This is a genomic window from Actinokineospora lacus (assembly GCF_053813445.1).
In genome coordinates, this window is sequence record NZ_JBQERA010000008.1 from 14320 (window position 1) to 37209 (window position 22890).

Here is a 22890-nt window from a genome sequence, read left to right on the forward strand (position 1 = left end):
GAGCAGCGCCTCTCGTATCCTTGAGCACTGTGTTGGTATTGGCTGTTGACACCGCCACGCCCGCGGTGACCGCCGGCGTCGTCGAGGTCGGCGACACCGTCGCGGTGCTGGCCGAGCGGATCACCGTGGACGCGAAGGCGCACGGCGAGCTGCTGACCCCGCACGTCCGCGACGCCCTCGCCGAGGCGGGGCGCGCGCTCTCGGAGGTCGACGCGATCGTCTGCGGCGTCGGGCCCGGCCCGTTCACCGGGCTGCGCGCGGGCATGGTCAGCGCGGCGGCCCTCGGCCACGCCCTGGGCAGGCCGGTGTACCCGGTGTGCTCCCTCGACGCCATCGCCGCGTCCGTGCCCGGCGAGCCGCTGCTGGTGGTCACCGACGCGCGTCGCCGCGAGGTGTACTGGGCCGTCTACGACGCCCTCGGCGTCCGGATCGACGGCCCGCACGTGTCCCCGGCCGCCGAGGTGTCCGCGCCGCATGCCAAGCGGGTGGCCGGTGCCGGCCTGTACGACTTCGGGCTGCCGCTGGTCGAACCCGCGCACCCGAGCCCGGCGGGGCTGGTCGCCGCCGCCCGCGCCGAGCTGGTCTCCGGCGCCGAGCCCGGCCCGCTGACCCCGCTGTACCTGCGCCGCCCCGACGCCGTCGTCCCCGGCGCCCGCAAGCGGGTGAGCCCGGCATGAGCGTGCGCACCGCCCCGCTGCGCCACGCCGACCTGGCCCGGTGCGCGGAGCTGGAGCGCGTGCTGTTCCCGGGCGAGGACCCGTGGAGCGAGGCCGCGTTTGCCTCCGAGCTGGACTGGGGCCACTTCTACCTCGGCGCCTACCTCGGTGACCAGGCCGGGGACCAGGCCGGGGGTGACCTGCTCGTCGGCTACGCCGGGCTCGCCTTCGCCGGGCCCCCCGGCGACGTCGAGGCCAGCGTGCACACCCTCGGCGTCGACCCGCGGTGGCAGGGCCAGGGCATCGGCAGGCTGCTGCTGCGCGAACTGCTCGCCGAGGCCGACACCGCCGCCGCCACCGTGTACCTGGAGGTGCGCACCGACAACGCGCCCGCCATCGGCCTCTACACCGCGCACGGGTTCACCCAGGTCGGCCTGCGCCGCCGCTACTACCAGCCCTCCGGCGCCGACGCCTACACCATGATGCGGCCCGCCCGGACCTTCGCCGAGGAGACGACGTGACCATCATCCTGGGCATCGAGAGCTCCTGCGACGAGACCGGCGTCGGCCTGGTCCGCCTCGACCCCTCCGGCGCCGTCGAGCTGCTGGCCGACGAGGTCGCCTCCAGCGTCGAGCAGCACGCCCGCTTCGGCGGCGTCGTGCCCGAGGTGGCCAGCCGCGCGCACCTGGAGGCCATGGTCCCCACCATGCGCCGCGCCTTCGACACCGCCGGGCTGAAGCTCTCCGACGTGGACGCCATCACGGTGACCTGCGGGCCCGGCCTCGCTGGCGCGCTGCTGGTGGGCGTCTCGGCGGCCAAGGCGTACGCGCTGTCGCTGGGCGTGCCGCTGTACGGGGCCAACCACCTGGCCGGGCACGTCGCCGCCGACACCCTCGACCACGGCCCGCTGCCCACCCCGTGCCTGGCGCTGCTCGTCTCCGGCGGGCACACCCAGCTGCTGCGGGTCGACTCGCTGGCGGGCGGGATCACCGAGATCGGCTCCACCATCGACGACGCCGCGGGCGAGGCCTACGACAAGGTCGCCCGCGTCCTGGGCCTGCCCTACCCCGGCGGCCCGCCCATCGACGCCGCCGCCCGCCGCGGGAACCCCCGCGCCATCGCCTTCCCGCGCGGGCTGACCGGCCCCCGCGACGCCCGCCACGACTTCTCCTTCTCCGGGCTGAAGACCGCGGTCGCCCGCTGGGTCGAGGCCCACGAGCACGAGGCCATCCCGGTCGACGACGTGGCCGCGTCCTTCCAGGAGGCGGTGGCGGACGTGCTCACCGCCAAGGCGGTCCGGGCCTGCGTCGAGCAGGGCATCGGCACCATGGTCATCTCCGGCGGCGTGGCGGCCAACTCCCGGCTCAAGGAGCTGGCCGCCGAGCGCTGCGCCGCGGCGGGCATCGAGCTGCGCGTGCCGCGGCCCCGGCTGTGCACCGACAACGGCGCCATGATGGCCGCCCTCGGCGCCCACCTGGTGGCGGCGGGCGTCGAGGCGTCCTCCCTCGACCTCTCGGCGAACCCGGCGCTGCCGGTGTCCACCATCTCGGTCTAGCGGTCTAGCGGTCTAGCGGTCCAGAAGTCCGGCGGCCCGGCGGCCCGGCGGTGTAGCGGTCCGGCGGTCTAGCGGTTCAGCGGCTTGGCGGTGCCGAGCTGGGCCCACCGGTCGAACGCCCGCGAGCCGAGCGCCGAGGGCGCGGCCCTGGTGTCCACGTCGGTGGCCTTGACGAACCCGAAGCGGTGCCCGAACTGCACCTGCAGGTACCGCTGCCCGCGCACCACCAGGTGGTGCGCCGGGTCGAAGGTGTCGGCCTTGTAGAACTCCGAGGCCACGTCCCCGCCGACCACGTAGTGCTGCCCGGCGGGCAGCGTGTACTGCAGCGCGATGTCCGGCTGCGGCGTCACCCCGCCCGGGTAGGCCGAGGCTTCCGGGTACGCGCGGCCGTACACCGGGATCGAGGCGCGGCCCGCCTTGGCGGTGACCCGCGTGCCGGTCGCGGGCACGACGGCCGCGCTGGGCAGCCAGCCCTTCTGGCCGAGGTACCAGATCGCCGTCCAGGAGCCCTGGCGCTCGGCGACGGCGAACTTCTGCCCGGAGTCGACCCGGCTGCCGATGTCGGAGACCTGCATCGTGGAGCGCGACCCGTCCGGGCGCAGGCCGATGTCCTTAAGCAGCGGCGCGGTTCCGTAGGGCTCGGTGCGCAGGATCACCGACGTCGACCCGCGCGCCGGGCACAGCACGCCCGCGCTGGTGCAGCCGGTGAAGGCGGGCTTGTTGGTGGCGTAGTCCGGCCTGATCATGACCACGCCGGTGCGCGCGTCGCCGCCCGCGGTGAACGGCTTGCCCAGCAGGGCGAAGTAGTGCGTCCAGTTCCAGTACGGGCCCGGGTCCCAGTGCATCTGGCGGACCCGCTCGGGCACCGTGCCGGGCACGTTGTCGTGGCCGACGATGTGGTGGCGGTCCAGCGGGACGCTGTACCGGGCGGCCAGGTACTTCACCAGCTTGGCCGAGGTGCGGTACATCGACTCGGTGTACCAGGTGCCCTGCGCGGCGAAGCCCTCGTGCTCCAGGCCGATCGCCTTGGCGTTGACGTACCAGTTGCCCGCGTGCCAGCCCACGTCCTTGGTCGGCACGTGCTGGGCGATGTGGCCGTCCGAGCTGCGCAGCGAGTAGTGCCAGCTCACGTACGCCGGGTCCTGCACCAGCTGCAGCGTGGTGTTCCAGGTGGCCTCGGTGTCGTGGATGACGATGTAGTCGACCTTCTGGCTGGTCGGCCGGTTGGCCTTGTCGTGGTTGCCGTAGTCGCCCCCGCCGAGCTCCTGGTACGGGGCGGGCAGCCACTGGCAGGCCACGTCGGCGGGGCACTCGGCCGCCGCCGCGGAGACCTCGGTCAGGCCCATGCGGGTGAGCACGGCCTTGTCCGGCTGGACCGGCTCGGCGCCAAGGGTGACCGTCTGGCCGTCGTCGGTGACCCGGGCCGCGCCCTCGCGCAGCACGCCGTAGACCTCGTCGGCGAAGACCTCGGCGGTGCGGACGTCGATGGCGCCGCTGTAGCGGGCGACCGCGCCGTACCAGTCGGCCGGGTCGTCGGTCAGCGGGCCGAGCGCGCGCTGGTGGTCGGCGAGCAGGGCGGCGCCGCCGCGGATGTTGGCCACCGGGTCCGCGCGCAGGGTCCGCGGGGCGATCCCGGTCAGCTCGGCGGCCTTGGCGACGGTGTGCAGGGTCGGCGAGGTGAGGTCCAGCTCGCGGTGCGCGGGCTTCAGCGTCCGGCGGGAGGTGTCGCCGCGCGGGTCCTCGGCGTGCTCGTGGTGGGTGCCGCCGGAATTGGCCGCGGTGGCGTCGGTCAGGTGCATCGGCCCGTATCCGGCGGAAACGCTGGGCGTGCCGCCATTCGCGTCCCACCGCGATTCCAGATAGGACACCGCGAGCAGCAGCGGCGCGGGGACGTCGAACTCGTCCGCCGCGGCGGCGAATACCCGCTGGCGCTTTTCATCGGCCGGTTGTGCGGACGCGGGAGTGGTGACCGCCAGCGCAGCGAGTGCGACGACGGCAGCGGCGAGAGTTCTGCGGCGTTGCAAGGAAAGGCCTCCAGTGAGATCCCCCAGTCGTGAGTCACACTCTCCTGCGGGAGATCTTTCCCGTCAATCGAACAGGCTGTGAATGCCCTATTCGGGGTTGTGATCAGCGACGCCGGGATGGTGCCGCGGCGATCTCGGGATGAGCGGTCGTTTACCGTCGCGGTCGTGCACGCTGTCCGCGACCTGCTCATCGCCCGCCGCGCGGGCCGCCCCGACGACGCCCGCCTGGCGCTGGCCATCGAGGGCGGCGCCAGCCGCGGCGCGTTCTCCGGCGGCATGGTCGCCGCCCTCACCGAGCTGGGCTTCCACGAGTGCTTCGACGCCGTCTACGGCGCCTCCGCGGGCGCGCTGAACGGCGCGTGGTTCCTGGCTGGCCAGGCGGTGACCGGCGTCCTGGGCTGGTCCGACCCGCTGGTGATGCGCCGGGTCACCAACCCGTGGCGGGCGCTGACCGGCGGGCCCGTCGTCGACACCGAGCACCTGGTGGAGACGATCTACCCGGCCGTCCCGATGGACTTCGACGCCATCCTGGCCAACCCGACCACCTTCCACCCGCTGGCCACCGACGTGAGCACCGGCCTGGCCACCGACCTGGCCCCGCACATCCACGACGCCGCCACCCTGCGCGCGGCCCTGCGCGCCAGCACCGCCCTGCCCCTGCTCGCAGGCCGGCCGGTGCGCATCGGCGAGCGCGCCTACATCGACGCGGGCATCGCCGAGTCCGTCCCGTTCCGCACCGCCGTCGCCCAGGACGCCACCCACGTGCTGGTCCTGCGCACCCGCGCCGACGCCCCGATCCCGCTCCCCTCGCGTGCGGAGACCAGCCTGGTCACCCGCTACCTGCGCCGGGCCGCCCCGGGCGCGGTGGAGGCGTGGACCACGCGGCACGCCCGCGGCACCGCCGACGAGGCCCACCTGGCCGAGCACACCGCGATCCTGCAGATCCGCCCGCCCGCCGACGCCCCCGAGGTCACCCGGCTCACGCGCGCCCCCCTCGTCCTGCGCCGCGCGGTCCGCTTCGGCAGGCACGCGGTGCTCACCGCGCTGGGCTGACCTCCCGGCGCATGCAGACCCGCTGGTTGGGGTCGAGCCCGAGCCGGGCCTCCAGCGCCACGACCGCGGCCAGCGGCCCGCCCGCGGGGACCTCCTGGAACCCGATGCGCCGGTAGTAGGGCGCGTTCCAGGGGACGTTGCGGAAGGTCGTCAGCGTCACCGCGGCGATGCCACGCCCACGCGCCCACGCGCCGACGTGGTCGATGAGCGCCGCGCCCAGGCGGTTGCCCCGCCACTTCGGGTCGACGCTGACCTGCGCGATGTGCGCGTTGCCGCCGACCATCTCGACCAGGAGGTAGGCGACCACCCGCTCGTCGCACTCGTACACCCACGCCCGCCCGTCCTCGGCGAACTCCCGCAGCGACTCCACCGACGGCGGATCGTCCTCGGCGATCTCCGGCATCCCCACGGTGTGGAACGCCGCCCCTGCCAGCACCTCGATCTCCCGCATCCGCGCGAAATCACCCGATCCAGCGACCCTGATCCCGTCCACGCAGCCGACCCTATGCGAGCCGCGCCCACCCTTGGATGATCCCGAAGGCCGATTGCGCGGCCCGCAGCCCGGCGCGCGCGGAGTTCAGCGCCTGCCGCATCGGCGCGCCTGCCGTCTCCGCGGGCCGCAGCCCCGCCAGCGCCTGGGTGAACGCGCGGGGCAGTTGGGCCATCTCCTCCTGCGGGGGCGCCACCCTGGAGCGCAGCCGGTCGAGCATCTCCGGGGTGCCGTGCGCGGCGATCGCCGCCCGGTGGTCGCGGACCGCGCCGTCCATGACCACGGCGGCGCGCTCCAGGGCGCTCCCGCACCGCGCCAGCTCCCGGCCCGCGTGATCTATGGCGACCGCGTCGGCGGTCTCGCGAACGATCCTGAGGAACGCCTGGGTGGAGCGGGCCAGTTCGGTGAAGGCGGTCAGCAGGCCCTGGGCGCGCTCGGCCACCTCGCGGTCCAGCGCGGCCAGGTCCGGCGGCCCGGCGGGGGCCGACAGCCGGGACTCGGCCCGCCCGACCGCCGCGACCAGGCGGGCCGCCAGCTCCGCCATCGCGGTGCGCCACTCGCGGGTGCCCGGCCCGGCCAGCGCCGCGGTCCGGAAGTCGAACCCCTGCCGGTCGGCGATGATCCGCACGGCGGTGTCGGTGCTGTCGGCGGTGATCTTCTGCTGGCCGAGCACCAGGACCGGCAGGAGCAGCTCGCCCACGCCGTGGCCCCGGGCCGAGCTGTAGAACTGGAGCAGCTCCTCCCGGCAGTACCGGCGCTCGAAGTAGGTCAGGGTGACCAGCGGGAGGAACACCATCGCCGCGTCGACCGCCGCGCCGATCTCCTCGCGCCAGTCCGTCCCCCAGCCCAGCGAGCGCCGGTCGAGGAACACCTCGACGCGCCTGCCGTGGTCGCCGAAGCAGAACGCGGCCAGGTCGCGCCGGAAGTCCTCCACCAGCCCCAACACCGCGTCATCCTTCTGGGCGTAGCTGAGGAAGCAGGGGACCGGCGCTTGGTCGAGACCGTTCGTCACCGGCCTAGCATCGGGCATGAGGGGGGCTCGTTGCAGGGTTAGCAGTCGCATGGGTAGAGTGCCAAGTGCACGGCACCGGTACCGCCCCGACACCCGCGACGGCGGGGTGGCAGGAGCCGTTTCAGCTAGGTACCTGCCAACGCTTTAAGACGACCCGTGGAGGTCACAGCGGTGAGCGTCAACATCAAGCCGCTCGAGGACAAGATCGTCGTCCAGGCGAGTGAGGCCGAGGCCACGACCGCTTCCGGTCTGGTTATCCCCGACACCGCCAAGGAGAAGCCCCAGGAGGGCAAGGTCTTGGCCGTCGGGCCGGGCCGCATCGACGACAAGGGCAACCGGGTTCCGGTCGACGTCCAGGTCGGCGACGTCGTCATCTACTCCAAGTACGGCGGCACTGAGGTCAAGTACAACGGCGAGGAGTACCTGATTCTCTCCGCGCGCGACGTGCTGGCCGTCATCAACTAGGACCAGCCGATTCGAGCGCCCCGGTGTTCCCGCGTGAAACCGGGAACCCGGGGCGTTTCGGCTTTGAGAGGGAATTAATGCCCAAGCAGATCGCATTCGATGAGGACGCTCGTCGAGCCCTGGAGCGCGGGGTGAACAAGCTCGCCGACACGGTCAAGGTCACCCTTGGCCCGCGTGGGCGACACGTGGTGCTCGCCAAGAAGTTCGGCGGCCCCACCGTCACCAACGACGGTGTCACCATCGCGCGTGAGATCGACCTGGACGACCCGTTCGAGAACCTGGGCGCCCAGCTGGCCAAGAACGTGGCCACCAAGACCAACGACGTGGCCGGTGACGGCACCACCACCGCCACCGTGCTGGCCCAGGCGCTCGTGCGCGTCGGCCTGCGCAACGTCGCCGCGGGCGCCAACCCGACGGCGCTGGGCCGGGGCATCCAGGCCGCCTCCGACGCGGTCGTCGAGGCCCTCAAGGCCAAGGCGACCCCGGTCAAGGGCCGCGACAACATCGCCCAGGTCGGCACCGTCGCCTCCCGCGACGCCTCGATCGGCGCGCTGCTCGGCGAGGCCATCGAGAAGGTCGGCGAGGACGGCGTGATCACCGTGGAGGAGTCCTCCACGATGGCCACCGAGCTGGTCGTCACCGAGGGCGTGCAGTTCGACAAGGGCTTCGTGTCGGCGCACTTCGTGACCGACGCCGAGGCGCAGGAGGCCGTCCTCGAGGACACCTACATCCTGCTGCACCGGGAGAAGATCTCCGCCCTGGCCGACCTGCTCCCGCTGCTGGAGAAGATCGCCCAGTCCGCCAAGTCGGTGCTGATCGTGGCCGAGGACGTCGAGGGCGAGGCGCTGTCCACCCTGGTGGTCAACGCCCTGCGCAAGACGATCAAGGCCGTCGCGGTCAAGGCGCCGTACTTCGGGGACCGCCGCAAGGCGTTCCTGGACGACCTCGCCGTCGTCACCGGCGCCCAGGTCGTCTCCGCCGAGATCGGCCAGAAGCTGTCCGAGGCCGACCTGGACGTGCTGGGCTCCGCCCGCCGCGTCGTGATCAGCAAGGACGACACGATCATCATTGACGGTGGCGGCACGAAGGACGCCGTCGCCGGTCGTGCGGAGCAGATCCGCAAGGAGATCGAGGCCTCGGACTCCGACTGGGACCGCGAGAAGCTGCAGGAGCGGCTGGCCAAGCTCTCCGGCGGCATCGCCGTGATCAAGGTCGGCGCGGCCACCGAGACCGAGCTGTCCGAGCGCAAGCACCGCATCGAGGACGCGGTCGCCGCGACCAAGGCCGCCGTCGAGGAGGGCATCGTGCCCGGTGGCGGTTCCGCCCTGGTGCACGTGGCCGCCGAGCTGGAGGGCAACCTCGGGCTCACCGGCGACGAGGCCACCGGTGTGGCGATCGTCCGCGAGGCGCTGGCCGCGCCGCTGACCTGGATCGCGATCAACGCGGGCCAGGAAGGCGCGGTCGTGGTGAGCAAGGTCCGCGAGCTGCCGTGGGGCCAGGGCTACAACGCCGCCAAGCTCGTCTACGGCGACCTGCTCGCCGACGGCGTGATCGACCCGGTGAAGGTGACCCGCTCCGCGGTCGCCAACGCCGCGTCCATCGCGCGCATGGTGCTCACCACGGAGAGCGCCATCGTGGAGAAGAAGGAAGACGAGTCCGGTGGCGCGGGTCACGGCCACGGGCACGGCCACGGGCACTGATCTCGCCCACCTGGGTCCGCTCGGCTGAGCACGCCCACCTGGGTTCGCCCGGCTGAGCCTGCCCACCTGGGTTGCCCACCTGGGTTCGCCCAGCCGAACGGGGCCTGTCCGATGGACAGGCCCCGTTCGCTATGTGGCCACCGCGAGCGAGCGTTTCTCCGCCTTGATGATGGCCTCGCGTTCGGATTCGGAGAGCCCGCCCCAGATTCCGTAGGGCTCGTGCACGGCCAGCGCGTGCCTGCGGCACAGCGACAGCACTGGGCACGCCTGGCAGATCGCCTTCGCCTTGGCCTCCCGGCGCGCGCGGGCCGGGCCGCGTTCGCCGTCGGGGTGGAAGAAGAACGCGCTGTCCATGCCCCGACAGGAACCATCGAGCTGCCAGTCCCACACATCAGCGTTGGGACCAGGGAGCCTTCGAGTGTCCGCCATGGTGGCCGCCTCCACGTAGGTAGGACCGTTCGGCTATGAGTCAATACTCCATTTGATGCAGTGGTTTCCACGCTAGAACCGCGCCAATGCTTGTTCAAGGGTGATCGACTCATTGGTTGCCCGGATTCAGCCGTTCGGCATCACTCGGTCGACGCAGCGTGGTCATCTGCCGGGTTGCCGCCCACGGCATGTCACCCGACGATGGACCCGTGGTGACCAAACCCGAGGCGGTGGGTGAGTCCGAGCCCCGGCTCACCGTCGCCGCGGTCGCCCGCAGGCTCGGCATCGCGCCCGCCACCCTGCGCACCTGGGACCGCCGCTACGGCGTCGGCCCGACCGGGCACACCACCGGCCGCCACCGCCGCTACGCCCCCACCGACGTCCACCGGCTGGAGCTGATGCAGCGCGCCCTGATCAAGGGCGCCTCCCCGGCCGAAGCCGCCGAGTACGCCCTGCGCGCCGCCGCCGCCCTTCCGCCGCCTGCTGACGCCACGTGCGCCGACCTGCCGATCCCGGCCGCCCGCGGCGGCCACGGCGGTCGCCAGTTGCTCATGCCCGGCGCCCCGGGCGCCGCCCGCGGCCTCGGCCGGGCCGCGATGGCCATGGACGAGATCTCGGTCCAGCGGATGCTCACCGACGCCATCGCCGCCGACGGCGTCGCCGCGGTGTGGGAGGAGGTCATCCGCCCGGTCCTGGCGGCGGTGGGGGGCCGCGCGTTCTACGAGGGGGACTGCGTCGAGGTCGAGCGCCTGATCAGCGAGTGCGCCCTGGCCGCGCTGGTCCGGGCGACCCCGCTGGTCACCGCGCCGCGCAACGCCCGCCCGGTCCTGCTGGGCTGCGCCCCCGACGAGCACCACAGCCTGCCGCTGCACGCCCTGCGCGCGATCCTGGCCCGGCGCGGCGTCGGCACCCGGATGCTCGGCGCCGCGGTCCCGCTGCCCGCGCTGATGGCCGCCATCCGCCGCACCGCCCCCGCCGCCGTGGTCCTCTACGCCCACCTGCCCCCGCACGGGGACGCCGCCACGCTGGTCCACCTGCCCCGCACGCGCCAGCGCGTCCACCTGTTCGCCTGCGGCCCCGGCTGGCACGACACCGACCTGCCCGCCCGCGTGGAGCGCCTCGACGGGCTCGCCGACGCCGCCGAGCGCGTCGAGTCCTTCGTGGCGGGCGAGGCAGACTCCGCCAGATGAGCGTTGTTCCTTCCACCGCAGGTGAAGCCCTTTGGTCCGCGGCCTTCGGTGAGCACCCCGGGACGCCTCTCCCCACGGTCGAGTACGGCTCCTTCGAGTCCTGGCTGGCCGCGGTCGCCCTGGGCGCCCGCGGCCACTACGCCGCCGCCGCCACCCACCTGCACCCCCTGATCCGCGCCGCCGACCCGGCCCTGGCCGCCCTCGCCGCCGCGACCCTGGCCTCCCACCACCGCCAGCTCGGCGCCCACGCCGCCGCCCGCCCCCTCGACGCCCACGGTCTGCACCGTCTCACCGCCGCCGCGCAGGACGCGTCGTGGCGCGGGTCGGAGCTGTGGGCGCAGGCGCGGTCGGACGTGCTGCTGGGATTGGCGGCCGACGCGGTGGGGCTCGGGCGGACCGGGGAGGCGCGCAGGCTCGTCGCCGCCGAGGGGGCGGGGCGGGCGGCGGGGTGGCGGGCGGAGGTCCGGCGGGCGTGGCTGCGGGCGGAGATCGCGCTGGGCGCGGGGGAGCCCGCGGTCGCTCCCGCGCGGGTGGCGGTGGAGGCCGCGCGAGCGTGCGGGTCCGTGCGTCACCGGGCGAAGTCGGCGCTCGTCCTCGGGGTCGCCCTCATCGCGGACGGCCTGCGGGAAGAGGGCCGGAAAGTCGTGGACAGCACCCTGCGGATCGCCGAGAATCATGGGCTACGACCGCTCGTCTGGCCGGCCGCGCTCGTCCTGGCCGACCTGGAAACCGACCAAAAGCGACTAAGGGCGCAAGCCGCCGACGCCTTGCACTGTGTGTTACGACACTCGGACGCGAAAGCCCGACGGCGAGCCGAGACTTCGCCATGGGTGCCGACCTGGCTCTTCGCGTCTGCTCCGAACAGGTGAACAGTGGACGGAAGCCGATCGGCGTCTTAGTTGACAGATTTACCACCGGATCGGGTCAAGGTTCGGCGCGCAGCGTCCGATAGGGGAATTGGAACGTCACTCGGCTGCAGGAAGGAGTCCCCGTGACGACGGTCTTGATCTGCGACGACCGCCGCAGTGTTCGGGAGGGCTTGACCCGCGTCATGTCCGCGGTACCAGGGGTCAGTCGCATCGACTGCGTAGCACACGGTGACGAGTTGCTCGCCCGCTTCTCTCGCCAGCCGGTCGACGTCGTTCTGGTGGGGACCCAGCGCGCCGTGCCGACCGGGGTGGAAGCGACGAGGCGACTCGTCTCAGCGAATCCGCAGGCCAACGTGATTGTCTTCGGCGCTCCCGACGACGCGGGCAGCATCGCCGCGGCGATCGCGGGCGGCGCCCGGGGCTATCTGCGGTGGGATGCGAGCAGGCCGGAACTGGTCGCCGCGCTGGCGCACACGCTGGCGAGCACGAGCGTGCCCGCCCCGCGCCAGCCCAGCGACCCCGGCGTGCAGCTGACCGACCGCGAGCTGCAGGTGCTGCGCGGCATGAGTCAGGGCAAGAGCAACGGACAGATCGGCCGCGAGCTGTACCTGTCCGAGGACACGGTGAAGACGCACGCGCGGCGGCTGTTCCGCAAGCTCGGCGTCCGCGACCGCGCTCAGGCGGTCGCACACGGGTTCCGGCGCGGCCTGGTGTCCTAGGACGACAGCGTCGGCGGCGAGCCGTGGGTGCCCGGGTGGGAGCGGGCGCTCACGGCTCGTCGTGTTGACCGGCACTTTCCGCCCGACCCGAAACTTGCGGATGGCATGGAGGCGCTAATGTGTGTCGCGAGTCACGCCACACGGCGCGTGTCGAACTGCCTGCTCCTCCGTGCGACTTCTGGGCTTCACCCGAAAGAACGGTACGGTGGGTGACGACAGTCGGAGCGCGCGCACATGCGGTGTCTTCGAGTTGGCCGCTTTCGTAACGCCGGGGCAGCAATCCGCGATGACCACAACGGGGGACGGACTGGACACCTGGGTAGGTGCCGCCGTCGAGGGAGATCCTCGTGCGGTCGAGCGCGTGCTCGGCTCGGTTCGCCCCTTGGTCGTGCGCTATTGCCGAGCCCGTGTGGGCAGGCAGGAACGCTCGTTCGCCTCGGCGGACGACGTGGCCCAGGAGGTGTGTCTCGCGGTGTTGACGGCATTGCCGGGGTACCGCGACCAGGGGCGCCCATTTCTCGCCTTCGTCTACGGCATCGCCGCGCACAAGGTGGCCGACGCGCACCGGGCCTCGGCCCGCAACCGCTCGGAGCCCGTCGCCGAGGTGCCCGACGAGCCGGAGACCCAGGCTGGTCCCGAGCAGATCGCCATGCAGGGTGAGCTGACCAGGCGGATGAACAACCTCCTCCAAGTCCTTCCCGAGAAGCAGCGTGAGATCGTTGTGCTGCGCGTGGTGGTGGGGCTCTCGGCCGAGGAGACGGCCGAGGCCGTCGGCTCCACCCCGGGCGCTGTCCGGGTGGCCCAGCACCGGGCCCTGGCAAGGTTGCGCAAGACTTTGTCCGCGGAGGAGGTGGTCTGAAGTGTCCGAACGAGGGTGGGACGAGGCCCCCGACCCGTTTGACGACCTCAACGTGCTCGACGACATCGACGCCGACGACGAGCTGATCGACTTCGCCAGGGTGCACGCCGACGACGCCTTCCTCGACGCGCTCAGCGCGTCGCTGCGCGACGGCGAGCGCCCGGCCCCGACCGCCGACGACCTCGACGACGCCGAGCTGGCCCTCCTGCTGTCCTCCTGGCGCGACGAGGTCGACGCCGAGCCCATCGCCCCCCTCGTGGAGCCGCGGCTGGCCGTCGACACCGTCTTCACCGCCCGTGCCCGCAAGCAGCGCCGCCCCCGCGTGCTGGTGCCCTTCGCCGCCGCGGCCGCCGTGCTGGCCATCGCCTTCACCGGCGCGGGCCTCGCCGCCCGCGACGCCCAGCCCGGCGACACCCTGTGGGGCCTGACCAAGGTCCTCTACGCCGACCACGCCCGCTCCGTCGAGGCCGCCGACACCGTGCGCCGCGACCTCATCTTCGCCCAGACCGCGCTGGCCGAGGGCGACCTGGCCGAGGCCCGGTCCAAGCTGGAGGCCGTGGGCGCCGAACTGCCGTCGGTCGCCACCGAGGACGGCTACTCCGACCTGGCCGCCCAGCACGCCGATCTGGTCTCCAAGCTGCCGGACAACCCGGCCGACCACGTGCAGGCCCCGCCGTCGGCCAACCCGACCACGGTCGCGCCGATCACCAGCCAGGCCCCGGGCGAGGCGACGACCACGGCGCCCGCGCCCAGCACCACCGACCAGATCGTCCTGCCGTCCTCCCCGCCGTCGAGCACCGAGCCGCCGACGACCACCAACCCGCCGCCGGTCACCACCACGATCCCGCCGACGAGCGAGATCCCGCGGTCCGAACCGGCGACCGGCGACACGGCTCCCGCGGACACCGACGACCAGCCCGCGGCCACGTCGCCGTAGCGCGCGGGTTTCCAGGCCGTCTTTCCTCGGGCCGTCTTCGGGGCGCGCCTAGCGGGCGTTCTCGCTCGCGGTGACCCCGTCGGCGTACCCGCGGCAGTACTCCCAGCTCACGTACGAGGCCGGGTCCGGGTCGAAGGCGGGCTCGTGCGGGCGCATCCGCCCGTCGTGCAGCAGCTGCTCAAGGCTCGCCGCCAGCAGGGCCCAGTCGTGGTAGTGCGGCTCCTGGCACTCCCCGCAGTCCACGACGATCCCGCGCACGCCGCGCGGCTCCAGCAGCGCCTGGTAGACGGCCAGGTCCGCGAGGTCGCTGAGCAGTTCGGCGCGCTCGGCGGCCGACATCGGCTCGTCGTCATCGGCGGCGGGCTCGTCCAGCACGCGCGCGGGGTCGTCCGGGTCGCCCGCGAACGGGTCCGGGGGGAGCGCGCCGCCGTGGCCGCGGGCGGCCGGGCGGTCCCACGGGCCGTCGTCGAACGGGTTCGGGGGAACTGCGTCATGGGCCACGACCACGCACGGTACCCGGATGCCCCGGGTGAGTCCCAGATACGATGTGCCAACCGTGCCGCCCGCGCGACCTCGCCGGTCGTCGCTCGCCTGTCACTCCGCCGTGCCACCGCCCCGCAGGAAGGTCGCCCAACCGCCATGACCAGCGAGCTCACCGCTGAGGGTGTCCCGCACAAGTTCGCCCAGCTCGGCCTCACCTTCGACGATGTGCTGCTCCAGCCCGCGCAGTCCGATGTGATCCCGAGCACTGTCGACACCTCGACGCGGCTCTCCCGCAACGTGACCCTGCGCATCCCGCTGGCCTCCGCGGCGATGGACACCGTCACCGAGTCGCGCATGGCCATCGCCATGGCCCGCCAGGGCGGCATCGGCATCCTCCAGCGCAACCTCCCGATCGACGAGCAGGCCAGGCAGGCCGAGACGGTCAAGCGCTCCGAGGCGGGCATGGTCACCGACCCGGTCACCTGCTCGCCGGAGCACACCCTCGCCGAGGTCGACCGGATGTGCGCGCGGTACCGCATCTCCGGGCTCCCGGTCACCGACGGCGACGGCAAGCTCGTCGGCATCATCACCAACCGCGACATGCGCTTCGAGGTCGACCACGACCGGCCGGTGCGCGAGGTGATGACCAACGGCCCGCTGATCACCGCCCAGGTCGGCGTCTCCGCCGAGGCCGCGCTGGGGCTGCTGCGCAGGCACAAGGTCGAGAAGCTGCCCATCGTCGACGGCGACGGGCGGCTGCGCGGGCTGATCACCGTCAAGGACTTCGTCAAGACCGAGCAGTTCCCCAACGCCACCAAGGACCCCGACGGCAGGCTGGTCTGCGGCGCGGGCATCGGCGTCGGCGAGGACGGCTGGCGCCGCGGGATGGCCCTGGTCGAGGCCGGGGTGGACGTGCTGATCGTGGACACCGCGCACGGCCACGCCCGCGACGTGCTCGACATCGTGGCCAAGCTCAAGCGCGAGGTCGGCGAGAGCGTCGACGTCGTCGGCGGCAACGTCGCCACTCGCGCGGGCGCGCAGGCCATGGTCGACGCGGGCGCCGACGGGGTGAAGGTCGGCGTGGGGCCCGGGTCCATCTGCACCACCCGCGTGGTGGCCGGTGTCGGCGTGCCGCAGATCACCGCCATCTACGAGGCCGCCCAGGCGTGCGCGGCGGCGAACGTGCCGGTGATCGGCGACGGCGGCATCCAGTACTCCGGCGACATCGCCAAGGCCATCGCCGCGGGCGCCAGCGCGGTCATGCTGGGCAGCCTGCTCGCGGGCACCGAGGAGGCCCCGGGCGAGGTCATCCTCGTCAACGGCAAGCAGTTCAAGGGCTACCGCGGCATGGGCTCCCTCGGCGCGATGCGCTCCCGCGGTGAGGCCAAGGCGTACTCCCGCGACCGCTACGCCCAGGACGACGTGCTCGCCGACGACAAGCTGGTGCCCGAGGGCATCGAGGGCCGCGTGCCCTACCGGGGACCGCTGTCGCAGGTGGTCTTCCAGCTCGTCGGCGGGCTGCGCGCGGGCATGGGCTTCACCGGCTCGCGGACCATCGCCGAGCTGCAGCAGGCCCAGCTCATCCGGATCACCTCCGCCGGGCTCAAGGAGAGCCACCCGCACGACATCACCATGACGGTCGAGGCGCCGAACTACACCACTCGGTAGACCTTTCTCGAAGGGAACAACTCCAGTGCGGGATCTAGTCGACATCGGCATGGGCCGGACGGCCCGGCGCGCCTTCGGCCTGGACGACATCGAGATCGTGCCGTCGCGGCGCACGCGCTCCTCGAAAGACGTGTCGACGGCATGGCAGATCGATGCCTACCGCTTCGACATCCCGCTGATCACCCACCCCAGCGACGCGATCGTCTCCCCGCGCACCGCGGTGGCCGTCGGCGAGCTCGGCGGGCTGGGCGTGCTCAACGCCGAGGGCCTGTGGGCGCGCCACGGCGACGTTGACGAGGTGCTGTTCCGCCTGGTCACCGCGGCCGAGGACGGCGCCGAGCCGACGGAGCTGGTGCGGCTGCTGCAGGAGGCGCACAGCGCGCCGGTCCGGGTCGACCTGCTCACCGAGGCGATCAGGCAGGTGCGCGAGTCCGGGGTGACGGTGGCGGTGCGGGTCAGCCCGCAGCACGCCGCCGAGCTGACCCCGGACCTGCTGGCCGCGGGCGTCGAGGTGCTGGTCGTGCAGGGCACGATCGTCTCCGCCGAGCACGTGGCCCGCGAGGCCGACTCCGAGCCGCTGAACCTCAAGCAGTTCATCGCCGACCTGGACATCCCGGTGATCGCGGGCGGTGTGCACGACTACCGGACCGCGATGCACCTGATGCGCACGGGCGCCGCGGGCGTGATCGTCGGCTACGGGTACTGCGCGGGGGTGACCACGACGGACTCCGCGCTGGGCATCGGCGTGCCGATGGCGACGGCGATCGTGGACGCCGCCGCGGCGCGGCGGGACTACCTGGACGAGACCGGCGGGCGGTACGTGCACGTGATCGCCGACGGCGACGTGCACACCAGCGGCGACATCGCCAAGTCCATCGCCTGCGGGGCCGACGCGGTCATGCTCGGCGCCCCGCTGGCGGTCGCGGGCGAGGCGCCCGGCCAGGGGCTGTACTGGACGGCGTCGGCCGCGCACCCGTCGCTGCCGCGCAGCCGGGTGCTGCCGGTGGCCGAGGACGTCGAGGTCGACCTGCGGACGCTGCTGTTCGGCCCGTCGACCGACCCGGACGGGCTGGTGAACCTGTTCGGCGCGCTGCGCAGGGCCATGGCCAAGACGGGCTACAGCGACCTCAAGGAGTTCCAGAAGGTCGGGCTGACCGTCCGGTCGTAGGTGGGTGTGACCCGTGGTCACGGGAAAATCCCGGCAGGCCCTAGCCCGTCGGGCGGTGGGGCGCTTAACCTCACCCCATGGCAACCGAACTCGTCGGTAACAACGCGGACTACGACGTCGTCGTGGTGGGCTCGGGCTTCGGCGGCAGCGTCGCCGCGCTGCGGCTGACCGAGAAGGGCTACCGGGTCGCGGTCGTCGAGGCGGGCCGCCGCTTCGCCGACGACGAGTTCGCCACGACGTCCTGGGACCTGCGCCGCTACCTGTGGGCGCCCGCGGTGGGCTGCTACGGCATCCAGCGCATCCACCTGCTCAAGGACGTCGTGGTGCTGGCGGGCGCGGGCGTCGGCGGCGGGTCGCTGGTCTACGCGAACACGCTGTACCGGCCGCTGAAGGGGTTCTACGCGGACAAGCAGTGGTCGGACATCACCGACTGGGAGGCCGAGCTGGCCCCGCACTACGACCAGGCGTCGCGGATGCTGGGCGTGGTCACCAACCCGACCACGACGCCGTCCGACGAGGTCATGCGCAAGGTCGCCGCGGACATGGGCATCTCCGAGACCTACCACCCGACGCCGGTCGGGGTGTACTTCGACAAGCCGGGCGAGACCGCCGCCGACCCGTACTTCGGCGGCGAGGGCCCCGCGCGCACCGGCTGCACGGAGTGCGGGTCCTGCATGACCGGCTGCCGGGTGGGGGCGAAGAACACCCTGGTCAAGAACTACCTGCACCTCGCGGAGAAGGCCGGTGCCGAGGTCCTCCCGCTGACGACGGTGACCGACGTGCGGCCACTGGCGGGCGGCGGGTACGAGGTGCTGACGCACAAGACCGGCAGCAAGCGCACGCGGCGCACGATCACCGCGGGCCAGGTCGTGCTGGCCGCGGGCACGTGGGGCACGCAGAACCTGCTGCACCGGATGCGCGACACCGGCGCGCTGCCCGCGCTGTCCCCCCGCCTCGGCGAGCTGACCCGCACCAACTCCGAGTCGATCATCGGCGCGGCCCGCACCTGGGTCGACCCGGCGAACGACTACAGCTCCGGGGTGGCCATCACCTCGTCCATCCACCCGGACGAGAACACCCACATCGAGCCGGTCCGCTACGGCAAGGGCAGCAACGCGATGAGCCTGCTGCAGACCATCGCCACCGACGGCGGCTCGACGATCCCGCGCATCCTGCAGGCGCTGCTGTACATGGTGCGCCACCCGCTGAAGACGCTGTCGCTGCTGCAGGGCTACCGGTGGAGCGAGCGCACGGTGATCCTGCTGGTCATGCAGTGCCTGGACAACTCCATCACCACGTATCTGAAGCGCGGGCTGTTCGGGCGGCGCAAGTACACCTCCCGCCAAGGCCACGGCGTGCCGAACCCGACGTACGTGCCCGCGGGCCAGCTGGCCAACGAGCTGACCGCCAAGCACATCGGCGGCACCGCGGGCGGCACGTGGGGCGAGGTGTTCAACATCCCGATGACCGCGCACTTCCTCGGCGGCTGCCCGATCGGCGCGGACCCCGCGTCCGGGGTGATCGACCCGTACCACCGGGTGCACGGGTACCCGGGGATCTCGGTGGTGGATGGGGCGGCGATCAGCGCGAACCTGGGCGTGAACCCGTCGCTGACCATCACCGCGCAGGCCGAGCGCGCGGTGTCGCTGTGGCCGAACAAGGGCGAGGCGGACCCGCGCCCGGCGCAGGGCTCCCCGTACCGGCGGCTCGGCGCCGTGCCGCCCGTGGCCCCCGTCGTCCCGCCCAGCGCGCCCGCCGCGCTGCGGCTCCCGGTGGTCGAGGTGCACGGAAAGCCCGTCTGAGCTGGGATTTTTCGGAGTTGTCCACAGTTGGGGGGTTAACCCTGGCCGTGGTGGTGGGCCGGGTGGCACGGTGGAGGAGTGACCACCGAATTCGCCTCCAGCGGCGACCTGGAGCGCAAGAAGGAGAGCTTCGCCGACCTCGGCGGCGGGGTGTACGCGCTGACCGCCGAGGGCGATCCGAACGTCGGCGCCATCGAGGGCGAGGACTTCCTGGTCTGCGTGGAGGCCAGGGCGACCCCCGCGGCGGCGCGGCGCTGGCTCGGCCTCCTGCGCGAGCGCACGGACAAGCCGGTCCGCCACCTCGTGCTGACCCACTACCACGCCGTGCGCGTGCTCGGGGCCAGCGCGTTCGACGCGGACGAGGTGATCACGCACGCGGCCACGCGCACGCTGATCGAGGAGCGCGGCGAGGCGGACTGGGCTAGTGAGCTGGGCCGGATGCCGCGGCTGTTCGAGGACCCCTCGGGCATCCCCGGCCTGACCCACCCCACCCTGACCTTCACCGACCGCCTGGTCATCCCCCTCGGCGGCGACCGCGGCGACCTCGTGCTGGCCCACTGCGGGCGCGGGCACACCGCGGGCGACATCGTGGCCTGGCTGCCGTCGCGCGGCATCCTGTTCGCGGGCGACCTGGTGGAGTCGCAGGCGGCCCTGTACACCGGCGACGCCTTCCACGACGAGTGGGCGACGTCCACCTTGGACGCGGTGGCCGCGCTGGGCGCCACCACCCTGATCGGCGGCCGGGGCCCCGTGGTCCACGGCGCGCCCGGCGTCGCCGCCGCGGTCAGCCAAAGCCGCCACTTCCTGGACGAGCTCCGCCGGACAGTGGCGGGGGCGTTCCACAGTGGCGGGACCGTCGCCACCGCCTTCGCCGCCGCCCACACGGCTTTACAGCCCCGCTATGGCACCTGGCCCATCTTCGAACACTGCCTGCCCTTCAACGTCCAGCGCTACTGGGACGAACTGTCCGGCACCGAGTGGCCCGTCATCTGGACCCCGGACCGAGACCGCGAGGTGTGGGCGCAGCTGCGGGAGGTGGCGGGGTGAGGGTCCCTGTTCAGTGGTGTGGCCGCGAGCCGTTCCGTGCGTCGCCGCGGTGTGCGGGAGGGGTGTGGTCACGATGAGCCTGCGGGAGGTGTCCTGAGTGGAGCCGGTGCTGGTCGTCGGGGCGGGGCCGGTGGGGATGACGGCGGCTCTGCACCTGGCGCGTCACGGTGTGGCGTCGGTGGTGGTGGAGGCCGCGGCGGAGCGGTCGGCGGCGGGCAGCCGGTCGATCTGCGTGCAGGGGGACGTGCTGGACATCCTGGAGCGGGTCGGGGTGGGGTGGGCGGTGGTGGGGGCGGGCGTCACCTGGTACTCGGGGCGGACCTTCTACCGCGAGCACGAGGTGCTCACCCTGGCGCTGCCCGAGCCCGCGCCCGGTCGCTTCCCGCCGTTCGTCAACACGCCGCAGACGGTGGTGGAGCGCATCCTCGCCGAGCGGGTGGCGGCCGAGCCGCTGGTCGAGCTGCGGGCGGGGCACCGCGTCACCGGGCTCAGCCAGGACGACGGCGGGGTCACGCTCACCGCGGAGACCGCCGCGGGCGAGGCCGTCATCCGCGGGACGCACTGCGTCGGCGCCGACGGCGCTCGCTCGGCCGTTCGCGGGCTGCTCGGCCTGCCCTTCGAGGGCAAGTCCTATGCGGACAAGTTCCTCATCACCGACGTCCGCGCCGGCCTCGACTTCCCCTCCCCCGAGCGCCGCTTCTACTTCGACCCGCCGTGGAACCCGGGCCGCCAGGTGCTCCTGCACCCGCAGCCGGACTCGGTCTGGCGCATCGACTGGCAGGTCCCCGGCGACTTCGACCTGTCCGCCGAGCGGGCGTCAGGCGGCCTGGCCGCCCGCGTCCGGGCGATCGTGGGCGATGCCGACCACGAGCTCCTGTGGGTCTCGTCCTACCGCTTCCACCAGCGCCGCGTCCCGCGCATGACCGTCGGCCGCGTCCTGCTGGCGGGCGACGCCGCCCACGTCATGAGCCCCTTCGGCGCCCGCGGCCTGAACTCCGGCATCAGCGACGCCGAGAACCTCGCCTGGAAGCTCGCCGCCGCCCGCGCGGGCTGGGGCGGCCCCGCCCTGCTGTCCACTTACGACACCGAACGCGGCGCGGCGGCCGCCGAGAACCTCCGCGTCACCACCGAGACCATGCGCTTCCTGGTCCCCGCCACCCCCGCCGAGCGGGCCCACCGCCACGACGTCCTCACCCGCAGCGTCCACGACCCCACCGCCCGCACCGCCATCGACTCCGGCCGCCTCGCCGAGCCCCACTGGTACCCGGACTCCCCGCTCACCACCCCGGCCTCTCTCACGCCTCCCGGTTCTGGTGCGGTGTTATCCGCTCCCGGGCTCGGTGGCCCCGTGGTCCCCGGTGTCCTGTGTCCCGACCTGCCCTTGGCCGACGGCGGCAGGCTGCGGTCGGTTCTCGGGCCTCGGTTCACCCTGCTCACGCACACCAGCCCGGCACCCGGACTCGACGGGACCGTCCGCCGCCTCACCGCCGCGGCTGCCGCCGAACTCGGCCTCGGACCGCGCGGGGTGGCCGTGGTGCGGCCGGACGGCTACCTGGCCGCGGTGTTGCCTGACGGGAAGGGAGTGGCTGAAGCGGTCAAGCGGGCTGCGTGTGGGCGGGGCTGAGGACGGTCCCCCGGTTGGGGGTGCGGGTGGGCTGGGCGGCGCGTTCGGGCCGGCTGTGGCCAGATGGGTGATCTGAGGGATATCCACTTGTGGAGCTGAGGGTGCTGGGGGTTGGGGGTGTCTCCGGTGCGTGGGCGGCGGACGGTAAATCGGTTGTCCTTGCCGCTAGCCTCGGGGTCATGGGTATGTACGGCATCGCTGAGCGGATCCGCCGCGCCTGAGCGGGTGCGGGGGATCTGACCCCTGTGCGCCGCTTTCCGGCCCGTGCCGGTGCGGCCTCGCAGTGCTGCCCGGCTCCACCCACCGCACAGTGGAGCATCCCCATGTCCCGCCATCTTTCCGGTGGCCGCCACGAGCTTGGCCAGAACTTCCTCGTCGACCGCGGGGTGATCGCCGCCGTCCTCACCTGCGTTGCCGAAACAGACGGGGCCGAGACCGGCGGGCCGCTGATCGAACTCGGGCCCGGCGACGGCGCGCTGACCGTCCCGTTGAGCCGGACCGGGAGGCCGCTGACCGCCATCGAACTCGACGCGCGGCGGGCCGAGCGGCTGCGGGAGCGGACCGGCGTCACCGTCGTCCACGGGGACTACCTGCGGCACCGGTTCCCGTGGCACCGGCACACCGTCGTCGGCAACATCCCCTTCCACATCACCACCGCCACCCTGCGCACCCTGCTCGCCGCCCCCGGCTGGCGCGACGCCGTCCTCATCGTGCAGTGGGAGGTCGCGCGCAGGCGGGCGGGGATCGGCGGGGCGACGCTGCTCACCGCGGCGTGGTGGCCGTGGTTCGAGTTCCGGGTGCGCGCCCGGGTGCCCGCCAGGGCGTTCCGGCCGGTGCCCGGTGTGGACGGCGCGATCCTCACCATCACCCGGCGCGCGGTCCCGCTGGTCGCCGACCGCCAGGGTTACCAGCACTTCGTCAAGCGGGTGTTCACCGGGCGGGGGCGCGGGATCGGGGCGATCCTGGGCAAGGCCGGTCACCCCGCCGCCGCCAAGCGGGCCGGAGTGCCCCGCGACGCCCTGCCCCGCGACCTCACCGCCGACCAGTGGGCGCGGTTGTGGACGGTTGTCGTCGAAACTCTGGCAACGACCGGTGCTGGCCGTGGCGACTCGGCGGTGGTGAGATCGAGGCGCTAGGAGG

At 73.1% G+C, this 22890-nt stretch carries 22 protein-coding genes; 17 read left to right on the top strand and 5 right to left on the bottom strand.

The features are described from left to right. The first annotated feature begins 29 nt into the window (after positions 1–29). The 3 genes from tsaB to tsaD are packed head-to-tail and all read left to right on the top strand — an operon-like array spanning position 30 to position 2211. Positions 30–677 carry a tRNA (adenosine(37)-N6)-threonylcarbamoyltransferase complex dimerization subunit type 1 TsaB gene (gene tsaB / locus ACTG9Q_RS20485; protein ID WP_455574443.1) on the top strand — a complete coding sequence of 216 codons (648 nt, stop codon included), beginning with the start codon at positions 30–32 and terminating at the stop codon, positions 675–677. A gap of 2 nt (positions 678–679) precedes the next feature. Next, positions 680–1177 (top strand): ribosomal protein S18-alanine N-acetyltransferase, encoded by a 498-nt coding sequence (rimI, locus tag ACTG9Q_RS20490; RefSeq protein ID WP_455574753.1) that lies wholly within the window; start codon positions 680–682, stop codon positions 1175–1177. Beyond that, positions 1174–2211 (top strand): tRNA (adenosine(37)-N6)-threonylcarbamoyltransferase complex transferase subunit TsaD, encoded by a 1038-nt coding sequence (gene tsaD, locus ACTG9Q_RS20495; protein ID WP_455574444.1) that lies wholly within the window; start codon positions 1174–1176, stop codon positions 2209–2211. The genes rimI and tsaD overlap by 4 nt, the downstream gene beginning before the upstream one ends. A gap of 68 nt (positions 2212–2279) precedes the next feature. On the opposite strand, the gene ACTG9Q_RS20500 is transcribed toward tsaD, so the two are convergent. After that, a complete protein-coding gene (locus ACTG9Q_RS20500) occupies positions 2280–4235 on the bottom strand; it encodes an N-acetylmuramoyl-L-alanine amidase (RefSeq protein WP_455574445.1) in 1956 nt (651 codons plus the stop codon). 165 nt (positions 4236–4400) lie between these two features. Between ACTG9Q_RS20500 and ACTG9Q_RS20505 the strand changes: the two genes are divergently transcribed. Further along, the gene (locus ACTG9Q_RS20505) at positions 4401–5288 is read left to right on the top strand and encodes a patatin-like phospholipase family protein (RefSeq protein ID WP_455574446.1); all 888 of its coding nucleotides are present in this window, start codon (positions 4401–4403) and stop codon (positions 5286–5288) included. Here the strand turns inward: ACTG9Q_RS20505 and ACTG9Q_RS20510 are convergent. Further along, a complete protein-coding gene (locus ACTG9Q_RS20510) occupies positions 5272–5781 on the bottom strand; it encodes a GNAT family N-acetyltransferase (RefSeq protein ID WP_455574447.1) in 510 nt (169 codons plus the stop codon). The genes ACTG9Q_RS20505 and ACTG9Q_RS20510 overlap by 17 nt on opposite strands. A gap of 10 nt (positions 5782–5791) precedes the next feature. Continuing rightward, complete coding sequence (locus ACTG9Q_RS20515) at positions 5792–6790, bottom strand: toll/interleukin-1 receptor domain-containing protein (RefSeq protein ID WP_455574448.1); 999 nt, start codon at positions 6788–6790, stop codon at positions 5792–5794. Between the two features lie 171 nt (positions 6791–6961). Here ACTG9Q_RS20515 and groES point away from each other — a divergent pair, with 171 nt between their 5' ends. Both groES and groL read left to right on the top strand, forming a co-directional pair. Then, a complete protein-coding gene (gene groES / locus ACTG9Q_RS20520) occupies positions 6962–7255 on the top strand; it encodes a co-chaperone GroES (RefSeq protein ID WP_189209554.1) in 294 nt (97 codons plus the stop codon). Between the two features lie 77 nt (positions 7256–7332). Beyond that, positions 7333–8955 (top strand): chaperonin GroEL, encoded by a 1623-nt coding sequence (gene groL, locus ACTG9Q_RS20525; protein WP_455574449.1) that lies wholly within the window; start codon positions 7333–7335, stop codon positions 8953–8955. 129 nt (positions 8956–9084) lie between these two features. Here groL and ACTG9Q_RS20530 read toward each other — a convergent pair whose 3' ends face one another. Beyond that, entirely contained in the window at positions 9085–9384 is a 300-nt protein-coding gene (locus ACTG9Q_RS20530) for a WhiB family transcriptional regulator (RefSeq protein WP_455574450.1), read from the bottom strand. A 212-nt stretch (positions 9385–9596) separates the two neighbouring features. Here ACTG9Q_RS20530 and ACTG9Q_RS20535 point away from each other — a divergent pair, with 212 nt between their 5' ends. The 5 genes from ACTG9Q_RS20535 to ACTG9Q_RS20555 all read left to right on the top strand — a co-directional run bounded on the left by ACTG9Q_RS20535 (position 9597) and on the right by ACTG9Q_RS20555 (position 13958). Continuing rightward, positions 9597–10574, top strand: a complete 978-nt coding sequence (locus ACTG9Q_RS20535; RefSeq protein WP_455574451.1) for a MerR family transcriptional regulator — start codon at positions 9597–9599, stop codon at positions 10572–10574. Then, a complete protein-coding gene (locus tag ACTG9Q_RS20540) occupies positions 10571–11443 on the top strand; it encodes a hypothetical protein (RefSeq protein WP_455574452.1) in 873 nt (290 codons plus the stop codon). The genes ACTG9Q_RS20535 and ACTG9Q_RS20540 overlap by 4 nt, the downstream gene beginning before the upstream one ends. 122 nt (positions 11444–11565) lie before the next feature. Further along, complete coding sequence (locus tag ACTG9Q_RS20545; protein ID WP_018682728.1) at positions 11566–12162, top strand: response regulator transcription factor; 597 nt, start codon at positions 11566–11568, stop codon at positions 12160–12162. 286 nt (positions 12163–12448) lie between these two features. Beyond that, a complete protein-coding gene (locus ACTG9Q_RS20550) occupies positions 12449–13021 on the top strand; it encodes a sigma-70 family RNA polymerase sigma factor (protein ID WP_455574453.1) in 573 nt (190 codons plus the stop codon). Between the two features lies 1 nt (position 13022). Beyond that, entirely contained in the window at positions 13023–13958 is a 936-nt protein-coding gene (locus ACTG9Q_RS20555) for an anti-sigma-D factor RsdA (RefSeq protein WP_455574454.1), read from the top strand. A 48-nt stretch (positions 13959–14006) separates the two neighbouring features. Here the strand turns inward: ACTG9Q_RS20555 and ACTG9Q_RS20560 are convergent, their stop codons facing one another. Then, positions 14007–14465 carry a DUF5319 domain-containing protein gene (locus tag ACTG9Q_RS20560; RefSeq protein WP_455574455.1) on the bottom strand — a complete coding sequence of 153 codons (459 nt, stop codon included), beginning with the start codon at positions 14463–14465 and terminating at the stop codon, positions 14007–14009. A gap of 132 nt (positions 14466–14597) precedes the next feature. Here ACTG9Q_RS20560 and guaB point away from each other — a divergent pair, with 132 nt between their 5' ends. The 6 genes from guaB (at position 14598) to erm (ending at position 22886) form a co-directional block, all read left to right on the top strand. Continuing rightward, a complete protein-coding gene (guaB, locus tag ACTG9Q_RS20565) occupies positions 14598–16109 on the top strand; it encodes an IMP dehydrogenase (protein WP_455574456.1) in 1512 nt (503 codons plus the stop codon). A gap of 25 nt (positions 16110–16134) precedes the next feature. Continuing rightward, positions 16135–17277 (top strand): GuaB3 family IMP dehydrogenase-related protein, encoded by a 1143-nt coding sequence (locus ACTG9Q_RS20570; RefSeq protein WP_455574457.1) that lies wholly within the window; start codon positions 16135–16137, stop codon positions 17275–17277. 77 nt (positions 17278–17354) lie between these two features. Then, complete coding sequence (locus ACTG9Q_RS20575) at positions 17355–19079, top strand: FAD-dependent oxidoreductase (RefSeq protein WP_455574458.1); 1725 nt, start codon at positions 17355–17357, stop codon at positions 19077–19079. 78 nt (positions 19080–19157) lie between these two features. Next, positions 19158–20126 (top strand): MBL fold metallo-hydrolase, encoded by a 969-nt coding sequence (locus ACTG9Q_RS20580; RefSeq protein ID WP_455574459.1) that lies wholly within the window; start codon positions 19158–19160, stop codon positions 20124–20126. A gap of 97 nt (positions 20127–20223) precedes the next feature. Beyond that, complete coding sequence (locus ACTG9Q_RS20585; protein ID WP_455574460.1) at positions 20224–21750, top strand: FAD-dependent monooxygenase; 1527 nt, start codon at positions 20224–20226, stop codon at positions 21748–21750. A gap of 323 nt (positions 21751–22073) precedes the next feature. Continuing rightward, the gene (gene erm / locus ACTG9Q_RS20590; protein ID WP_455574461.1) at positions 22074–22886 is read left to right on the top strand and encodes a 23S ribosomal RNA methyltransferase Erm; all 813 of its coding nucleotides are present in this window, start codon (positions 22074–22076) and stop codon (positions 22884–22886) included. The last annotated feature ends 4 nt before the right edge of the window (positions 22887–22890 follow it).

What these genes read in the sequence shown, in the direction of transcription:
- groL (WP_455574449.1), top strand. Translation starts at nt 7,333, where the DNA reads ATGCCCAAGCAGATCGCATTCGATGAGGACGCTCGTCGAGCCCTGGAG.
- ACTG9Q_RS20530 (WP_455574450.1), bottom strand. Translation starts at nt 9,384, where the DNA reads ATGGCGGACACTCGAAGGCTCCCTGGTCCCAACGCTGATGTGTGGGAC.
- ACTG9Q_RS20540 (WP_455574452.1), top strand. Translation starts at nt 10,571, where the DNA reads ATGAGCGTTGTTCCTTCCACCGCAGGTGAAGCCCTTTGGTCCGCGGCC.
- ACTG9Q_RS20550 (WP_455574453.1), top strand. Translation starts at nt 12,449, where the DNA reads ATGACCACAACGGGGGACGGACTGGACACCTGGGTAGGTGCCGCCGTC.
- guaB (WP_455574456.1), top strand. Translation starts at nt 14,598, where the DNA reads ATGACCAGCGAGCTCACCGCTGAGGGTGTCCCGCACAAGTTCGCCCAG.
- ACTG9Q_RS20575 (WP_455574458.1), top strand. Translation starts at nt 17,355, where the DNA reads ATGGCAACCGAACTCGTCGGTAACAACGCGGACTACGACGTCGTCGTG.
- erm (WP_455574461.1), top strand. Translation starts at nt 22,074, where the DNA reads ATGTCCCGCCATCTTTCCGGTGGCCGCCACGAGCTTGGCCAGAACTTC.